The organism is Nocardia sp. NPDC058497 (assembly GCF_042720195.1).
Taxonomy (GTDB): domain Bacteria; phylum Actinomycetota; class Actinomycetes; order Mycobacteriales; family Mycobacteriaceae; genus Nocardia.
In genome coordinates, this window is record NZ_JBHXMY010000023.1 from 1 (window position 1) to 7,665 (window position 7,665).

Below are 7,665 nucleotides of genomic sequence, written 5' to 3' on the forward strand. Positions count from 1 at the left end.
GGCCGTGGTGAACAGTATCCACGCCTAATCGACGATGCCAGTGGACAACCAGCCGCTGCGCAGACCGCCGGGGAGCAGATTGTCGACGGCCACCGCGATATCGGGAATCGCGACGGTCGCCGCGAGTGCGACGGCGGCGACCGCGACGACGATGGCCACGCGGGCGGTCGTCGCGGGCTTGACCAGCACGCGACCCACTCGCGCACCCGCGGCAACCCAGACCAGCAGGGCTGTCAACCAGAGTGTCATCCGAGTGCCTCATCGAATCGAAGGACCGAGACGCCCGCGCCCCGGTTGTTGAACACGCGCAGCCGGGTCATGAGCATGGCCGCGAAGGTCTCGGCCTCCCATTCGGCGAGGTCATCGGCGCCGTCGTCGACGATCTGCGCGTGGGCGCGCTGGCTGAGCATGTAGGCGATCAGGTCGTCACTGACCTCGAGTGTGGTCTCCACCGCGGGCGCGCCCTCGTGGTCGAAGACGATGTGGCCCAGTTCGTGCGCGAGGGTGTGATCGCGACTGGGTAGGGCGTCGGCGAGGACGATAATGTCGCGTTCCGGGTAGAACCGGCGCTGACCACAGACGCCGGGGCCCAATTGCGCACTGGTGATCTCGATTTCGCGCTTGCGCTCGCGCGAGATCGCCGCGACCACCTCATCGAGGGTGGTCGCGTCGGAGTCGGCGGCGACCGCGCACACCGCGTCCACCGCGGCGGCGACGCGGCGATAGGACCTGGAGGTGCTCTGGGTCTTGCTCTTGCTCATCGAAGATCCCCTCACAACCTCGGTCCGAAGAACTCGGCACGCGCCGCGTTCACCCGTGCTTGGGCTGCCGCCGCACCCTGGAAACTCACTGCGCCCGAGCCGGTTCCGGCCAGGGTCAACGCGATCAGCCCGCCGATCACCGACAGCAGTTTCGGTTCGGGCAGGCCGCTGTTGTCACTGGTTGGCTTGAACGCGTGACTCGGCGGGGCAGGCGCGGCCGCGGCGGGCGGGGCCGCGGGAGGCGCGATCGCGGGGGGTGCTGCTGCCGGAACCTGTTCTGCCACAGCCACATTCGGCACGGGCACCGACGGCACGGCGGGTGAGGGGGGAATCGCGATCGACGGTAATGCGGGCGCTGCCGGGGCGGAGGGGATCGGGATCAGCAGCAGGAGCAGCGGCGAGGCCGAGCCCACCGCGGCGGAACCGACGGCGGCCGAACCGACCGCGGCCGAACCCGTACCGGCGGAACCGACGGCACCGGAGCCGACAGCCGCCGAACCCACTGCGGCAGAACCGGTTCCGAGGACAGCGGAGCCCAGGCCAAGGGCAGCGGAACCGGTGCCAGCGGCAGCCGAACCGACCGCGGCCGAGCCGGTCCCGAGCACCGCGGCCGCACCTGCCGAACCGGTCGCGAGGACGCCCGCAGCGCCGGCCGATCCCGTGCCGAGGACTGCCGCGATACCGGCCGAACCGGTGCCGAGGATGGCGCCGACGCCTGCCGATCCGGTGCCGAGGAGCAGGCCGAGACCCGCGGAGCCGGTGCCGAGGACAGCGCCCGCGGCGGCCGAACCCGCGACCGCGGCGGCCGAACCGGCGGCGGCGGAGCCCGAGGCGGAACCGGAGCCGTTGACTTCCTTCTTCGGGACGTCATGCGTGGACTGGCCGGGGATATTCAGCGGCTGCCACTCACCGTCACCGGCGACGGGCGCACCAGCGGGATGCTGGGGATCGGCGGGGTTGCTGCCGCTGTCGCCCTGGTTGCCGTTCGCGTCGGCGGGGTTGTTGCCCTGGCCGTTGTTGTTGCCCTGGCCGCCGTCACCGGAGCCGGTGGGCAGCCTCAGTTCGCCGCCGGGCTTGCCATTGTTGTGGCCGCCGTTGTTCTGGCCGTTGTTCCCCTGTCCGCTGCTTCCACTATCGGGGGCCTGAGCGGCAGGAGTCGGTGGCTTTTCCGGTGCGGCGGCGGCGAGTGCAGGCCCGAGTAGAGCAGAGCCGGCCAGCACGCTCGCAGCGGCAAGTACGCGCAAGATGCGACCAACGGCCATGCGCCTGTCATCCCCTCATCCGTTCAGCGCAGCATTACCCCCGGTCGCGACACATTCCGGGCTCGACGAACAGTAGCCCATGGTAAACCCACCGTTGCTTCCACGCAGGAGAGAGCAAGAGTCGTCCAGCCCCCTTAACGGGCTGACATGGCGAAAGCGCAGGCCGGGTAGTTTCCCCGACCTGCGCTCCCCGTGTTTGCTATGCGCCGTACACCGGTTCCGGTTCGACGCTCTTCTCGATCAGTTCGGCCACGACCGGGCCCAGCTCCGCCGGGTTCCAGCGGGCGCCGCGGTCGACCGGGGCACCGTGGCGCCAGCCCTGCGCGAGCGCCACCTTGCCGCCCTCGACCTCGAACATCCGGCCGGTCACCCCGGCCGACTCGGTGCTGCCGAGCCACACGACGAGCGGGGAGATGTTCTCCGGCGCCATCGCGTCGAAGCCGGAATCGGGGGCCGCCATGGTGTCGGCGAAGACCGTCTCGGTCATCCGGGTGCGGGCGGCGGGCGCGATGGCGTTCACCGTGACGCCGTAGCGGGCGAACTCGGCCGACGCGGTGAGGGTGAGACCAGCGATACCGGCCTTGGCCGCGCCGTAGTTGCCCTGGCCGACGCTGCCCTGCAGCCCGGCGCCGGAGCTGGTGTTGATGACGCGGGCGTCGACCGGACGACCCGCCTTCGACTCGCCGCGCCAGTACTCGGCGGCGTGCCGCATGGTCGCGAAGTGGCCCTTGAGGTGCACGCGGACCACCGCGTCCCACTCGTCCTCGCCGAGGTTGACCAGCATCCGGTCGCGCACGAAGCCGGCATTGTTCACCAGCACGTCGAGGCCGCCGAAGGTGTCGACGGCCTGGCGGATCAGGCGACGGGCGCCCTCCCAGTCGGCCACGTCGTCGTAGTTGGCGACGGCCTCGCCACCGGCGGCGACGATCTCGTCGACGACCTGCTGGGCCGGGGTCTCGGTGGTCTCGGCGCCGTCGAGCGCGGTGCCGACGTCGTTGACCACCACGCGCGCGCCCGCGGCGGCGAAGGCGAGCGCGTGCGCGCGGCCGATCCCCCGGCCCGCGCCGGTGACGATGACGGTGCGGCCCGCGCAGATCAACTGCTGGTCGTCCATATGAAACTCCTGTGTCTTATCGGGGTCTAGTGGTTGGCGGTGGCGGCGTCCAGGAAGGCCGGCCGTTCGCCGCCGCCGTGGACGAGCAGGGTGGCACCGCTGACGTGCGCGGCCAGGGGTGAGGCGAGGAAGAGCGCGGCGCTGCCCACGTCGGCGGGGCTGGCGAGCCTGCCCATCGGCACGGTCTTGGCGACCGCGGCCACGCCGTCGGCGTCGCCGTAGTGCAGGTGGCTGAGTTCGGTCTCGACCGGGCCGACGACGACGGAGTTCAGCCGGACCTTGGGCGCCCACTCGACGGCCAGCGAGGAGGCCAGATTGTCCAGGCCCGCCTTGGCCGCGCCGTAGGCGGCGGTGCCGGGCGAGGGGCGGTGCCCGCTGACGCTGGTGATCATCACGATCGAGCCGCCCGCGTCCTGCTTCTGCATCACCGCATTGGCCTGCTGCGAGATCAGCAGGGGCGCGAGCAGATTCAGTTCCACGATCTTGGCGTGGAACTTCGGGCTCGCGGCGTCGGCCATCGCGAACGGCGCACCGCCCGCGTTGTTGACCACATGGTCGATCCGGCCGTGTCGGGCAACGATCTCGGCGAACATCGCCGACACCGCGTCGACATCGCGGACATCGCAGGTGAGGTGCTCGGTGCTGCGCTCACCCACCGTGATCGGTTCGTCGGCGGGCCTGCGCGCGCAGGTCAGCACGGTCGCGCCCGCGGCGAGGAAGGCCCGGCTGATGCCGGCGCCGACACCGCGGACACCACCCGTCACCAGAACGATCTGCTCGGAAAGGTCGATTTCTACAGCCACCGTGCTAACCTACCAAGCAATTGCTTGCTTTGTCTCGGGGTTCGCCCGAGTCGCGCACGATGGGACTTGCGATGGGGATAAACCGTCACACCGAAACCGAGGGCGTCGAAGTCGTCACAGTCGACTACCCGCCGGTCAACGCACTACCGTCCGACGGTTGGTTCGCCCTGGCCGACGCGATCAGGGAGGCAGGCCGTAATCCGGAGACCCGGGTGGTGGTGCTGCGGGCCGAGGGCCGCGGCTTCAACGCCGGCGTCGACATCAAGGAGATGAACGCCGACACCGGCCACACCGCGCTGATCCGCGCCAACCACGGCTGCTTCGAGGCCTTCGCGGCCGTCTACGACTGCCAGGTGCCCGTGGTCACCGCCGTCAACGGCTTCTGCCTGGGCGGTGGCATCGGGCTGGTCGGCAACTCCGATGTCATCATCGCCTCCGACGACGCCACCTTCGGCCTGCCCGAGGTGGACCGTGGCGCGCTCGGCGCGGCCACCCACCTGGCGCGACTGGTCCCGCAGCATCTGATGCGGACCATGTTCTACACCGCGGGCAAGCTCACCGCCCAGCAGCTGCACCACTACGGCTCGGTGTATCAGGTGGTGCCGCGCGCCGAACTCGACGCCGCGGCCATGGAGGTCGCCAAGAACATCGCGAACAAGGACGGCCGCGTGATCCGGGCCGCCAAGCGCGCGCTCAACGGCATCGACGTGCAGGACGTGCACCGCTCCTACCGCTACGAGCAGGGCTTCACCATGGAGCTCAACCTCGCCGGAGTCGCCGACGAGATCAGGGCGCGTTTCGACGACGATCTCGCCGCGCAGAAGAAGGAGAAGTAGACGCCATGCGCGACAAGAGAATGACGCTCGACGAGGTCGTCGGCGAGCTGCGCAGCGGCATGACCATCGGCATCGGCGGCTGGGGTTCCCGGCGCAAGCCGATGGCGCTGGTGCGCGCGCTGCTGCGCTCCGATGTCACCGATCTGACCGTGGTCACCTACGGCGGCCCCGATCTGGGCCTGCTGTGCTCGGCGGGCAAGGTGCGCAAGGCGTACTACGGGTTCGTCTCGCTGGATTCGGCGCCCTTCTACGATCCGTGGTTCGCCAAGGCGCGCACCGAGGGCGCGATCACCGTGCGCGAGATGGACGAGGGCATGGTCAAGTGCGGTCTGCAGGCCGCCGCGGCCCGGCTGCCGTTCCTGCCGATCCGGGCCGGTCTCGGTTCGTCGGTGATCGACTTCTGGGACGGCGAGTTGCAGACGATCCAGTCGCCGTACCCGGCCGCCGACGGCAAGACCGAGACGCTCGTGGCGATGCCCGCGCTGAACCTCGACGCTTCCTTCGTGCACCTGGATCTGGCCGACAAGCACGGTAATGCCGCCTACACCGGCGTTGACCCGTACTTCGACGACCTGTACTGCCTGGCCGCCGAGCGACGCTATGTCTCGGTGGATCGTCTCGTCGAGACCGAGGAACTGGTGAAAGCCGTTCCGCAGCAGTCGATCATCCTCAACCGGATGCTGGTCGACGGTGTCGTCGAATCGCCGGGTGGCGCGCACTTCACCTTCTCCGGCAGCTACGGCCGCGACGAGAAGTTCCAGAAGCACTATGTGGCCGCCGCGCAGACGCCCGAGTCGTGGGCCGAGTTCAAGGCTCGCTATCTGGATGTCTCCGAAGAGGAATACCAGGCCGCCGTCAACGCTTTCGCCGAGGAGCAGAAATGAGTACAGCATCGCTAGGCGATTCCGTGAGGGGTGGCGGCCGGGAGACGGGCGGGCGCATTACCCGTGCTGAAGTCTGCGTCGTCGCCGCCGCGGAGATCTTCCGCGGAGCCGGCGAGATCATGGCCAGCCCGATGTCGACGGTCACCACCATCGGTGCCCGGCTGGCCCGGCTCACCTTCGAGCCCGATCTGCTGTTGTCCGACGGCGAGGCGTTGTTCTTCGCCGAGGTTCCGGCGATCGGCGCGAAAGCCCCTGTCGAGGGCTGGATTCCGTTCTCCAAGGTGTTCGACGTGGTCGCCTCCGGCCGTCGGCACGTGGTGATGGGCGCCAACCAGATCGACCGGTTCGGCAACCAGAACCTGTCGGCCTTCGGTCCGCTGCAGCAGCCGACCCGGCAGATGTTCGGTGTGCGCGGCGCGCCGGGCAACACCATCAACCACGCCACCAGCTACTTCGTGCCCCGGCACAACAAGCGGGTGTTCGTCGATCAGGTCGACATCATCTCCGGAATCGGTTACGACCGTATCGATCCCGAGAACCCGGCCTACCGGTTCCACCACCTGCACCGGGTCGTGACGAACCTGGGCGTGTTCGATTTCAACGGGCCCGACCACACCCTGCGCGCGCTGTCGCTGCATCCGGGTGTGAGCGCCGACGAGGTCGCCGAGAACACCTCCTTCGAGGTGGCCGAGCTCGGCACCGCGGGCGAGACCAGGCTGCCCACCGAGGAAGAGCTGCGGATCATCCGTACTGTGCTCGACCCCAAGGGTTTCCGGGAGAAGGAAGTGGCGGCATGAGTGCGCGCTTGCGGACTCCGCTGACCGAGCTGGTCGGCATCGAGCATCCGGTCGTGCAGACCGGTATGGGCTGGGTCGCCGGTCCGCGCCTGGTCGCGGCCACCGCCAACGCGGGCGGTCTCGGCATCCTGGCCTCGGCCACGATGACCTTCGAGGAGCTCGAGGCGGCGATCGCCAAGACCAAGTCGCTCACCGGCAAGCCGTTCGGCGTGAACATCCGCGCCGACGCGACCGACGCCACCGAGCGCATCGACCTGCTCATCCGTGAGCAGGTCAAGGTCGCGTCCTTCGCGCTCGCGCCGAAGAAGGACCTCATCGCCAAGCTCAAAGACGCCGGTGTCGTGGTGGTTCCGTCGATCGGCGCCGCCAAGCACGCGGTGAAGGTGGCCTCCTGGGGCGCCGACGCGGTGATCGTGCAGGGCGGTGAGGGCGGTGGGCACACCGGTCCGGTCGCCACCACGCTGCTGCTGCCCTCGGTGCTCGACGCGGTCGATATCCCGGTGGTCGCGGCGGGCGGCTTCTTCGACGGGCGCGGCCTGGCCGCCGCGCTGTCCTACGGTGCGGCCGGTGTCGCGATGGGCACCCGCTTCCTGCTGACCCAGGAGAGCACCGTTCCCGAGGCCGTGAAGCAGGAGTACCTGGCGCGCGGTCTGCAGGACACGGTGGTCTCGGTGAAGGTCGACGGCATGCCGCACCGGATGCTGAACACCGAACTGGTCGAGAAGCTGGAGCACTCCGGCGGCTGGCGCGGCCTGTCCGCGGCGGTCGGCAACGCGGCCAAGTTCAAGTCCATGACCGGCATGAAGTGGTCGACGCTGATGCGCGACGGCCTGGCCATGCGCAAGACCAAGGACCTCAGCTGGTCCCAGGTCGTGATGGCGGCGAACTCGGCGATGCTGACCAAAGCCGGTCTCGTCGAGGGCCGTACGGATGCGGGCGTGCTGCCCGCGGGCCAGGTCACCGGCATCATCGACAGCCTGCCGACGGTGGCGGAACTGATCGACGGGATCGTCACCGACGCCGTTGCCCGGATCCAGGCGATCTCGGCGCTGACCACCGAGCCCGCCTCCGAGGCCCACTGACCGGAGCCGACAACGGCTCCACCCCAAAGCTCGCCCCGACCGACGGCCCAGAGCCAACCGTCGGTCGCATGGGGCGATCGAACACCGGACCCCGTGGCGCACAGAACAGGTGCGCAAAGGGTCCGG

9 protein-coding genes are annotated in these 7,665 nt (G+C 69.4%); 4 read left to right on the plus strand and 5 right to left on the minus strand.

The genetic code is table 11. From position 1 onward, the window contains the following. Positions 1-24: 24 nt before the first annotated feature. From ACFWPJ_RS03170 to ACFWPJ_RS03190, 5 genes are all read right to left on the minus strand, one after another. Positions 25-249, minus strand: coding sequence for a hypothetical protein (locus ACFWPJ_RS03170; RefSeq protein WP_378846444.1), 225 nt, complete (start codon positions 247-249; stop codon positions 25-27). After that, positions 246-761 (minus strand): ImmA/IrrE family metallo-endopeptidase, encoded by a 516-nt coding sequence (locus tag ACFWPJ_RS03175; RefSeq protein ID WP_378846446.1) that lies wholly within the window; start codon positions 759-761, stop codon positions 246-248. Before ACFWPJ_RS03175 ends, ACFWPJ_RS03170 begins: the two co-directional genes overlap by 4 nt. Positions 762-772: 11 nt before the next feature. Further along, on the minus strand, positions 773-2,023 hold the full coding sequence (locus tag ACFWPJ_RS03180) for a hypothetical protein (RefSeq protein ID WP_378846448.1): 1,251 nt from the start codon (positions 2,021-2,023) through the stop codon (positions 773-775). A 199-nt stretch (positions 2,024-2,222) separates the two neighbouring features. After that, a complete protein-coding gene (locus tag ACFWPJ_RS03185) occupies positions 2,223-3,137 on the minus strand; it encodes an SDR family oxidoreductase (protein ID WP_378846450.1) in 915 nt (304 codons plus the stop codon). A 26-nt stretch (positions 3,138-3,163) separates the two neighbouring features. After that, entirely contained in the window at positions 3,164-3,940 is a 777-nt protein-coding gene (locus ACFWPJ_RS03190; RefSeq protein WP_378846452.1) for an SDR family oxidoreductase, read from the minus strand. A gap of 71 nt (positions 3,941-4,011) precedes the next feature. Here ACFWPJ_RS03190 and ACFWPJ_RS03195 point away from each other — a divergent pair, with 71 nt between their 5' ends. The 4 genes from ACFWPJ_RS03195 to ACFWPJ_RS03210 are packed head-to-tail and all read left to right on the plus strand — an operon-like array spanning position 4,012 to position 7,539. Beyond that, complete coding sequence (locus tag ACFWPJ_RS03195) at positions 4,012-4,776, plus strand: enoyl-CoA hydratase family protein (RefSeq protein WP_378846455.1); 765 nt, start codon at positions 4,012-4,014, stop codon at positions 4,774-4,776. A 5-nt stretch (positions 4,777-4,781) separates the two neighbouring features. Then, a complete protein-coding gene (locus tag ACFWPJ_RS03200; RefSeq protein ID WP_378846457.1) occupies positions 4,782-5,660 on the plus strand; it encodes a CoA transferase subunit A in 879 nt (292 codons plus the stop codon). Next, positions 5,657-6,457 carry a CoA-transferase subunit beta gene (locus ACFWPJ_RS03205; protein WP_378846459.1) on the plus strand — a complete coding sequence of 267 codons (801 nt, stop codon included), beginning with the start codon at positions 5,657-5,659 and terminating at the stop codon, positions 6,455-6,457. The genes ACFWPJ_RS03200 and ACFWPJ_RS03205 overlap by 4 nt, the downstream gene beginning before the upstream one ends. Further along, positions 6,454-7,539, plus strand: a complete 1,086-nt coding sequence (locus tag ACFWPJ_RS03210) for an NAD(P)H-dependent flavin oxidoreductase (RefSeq protein WP_378846461.1) — start codon at positions 6,454-6,456, stop codon at positions 7,537-7,539. Before ACFWPJ_RS03205 ends, ACFWPJ_RS03210 begins: the two co-directional genes overlap by 4 nt. Positions 7,540-7,665 lie beyond the last annotated feature (126 nt).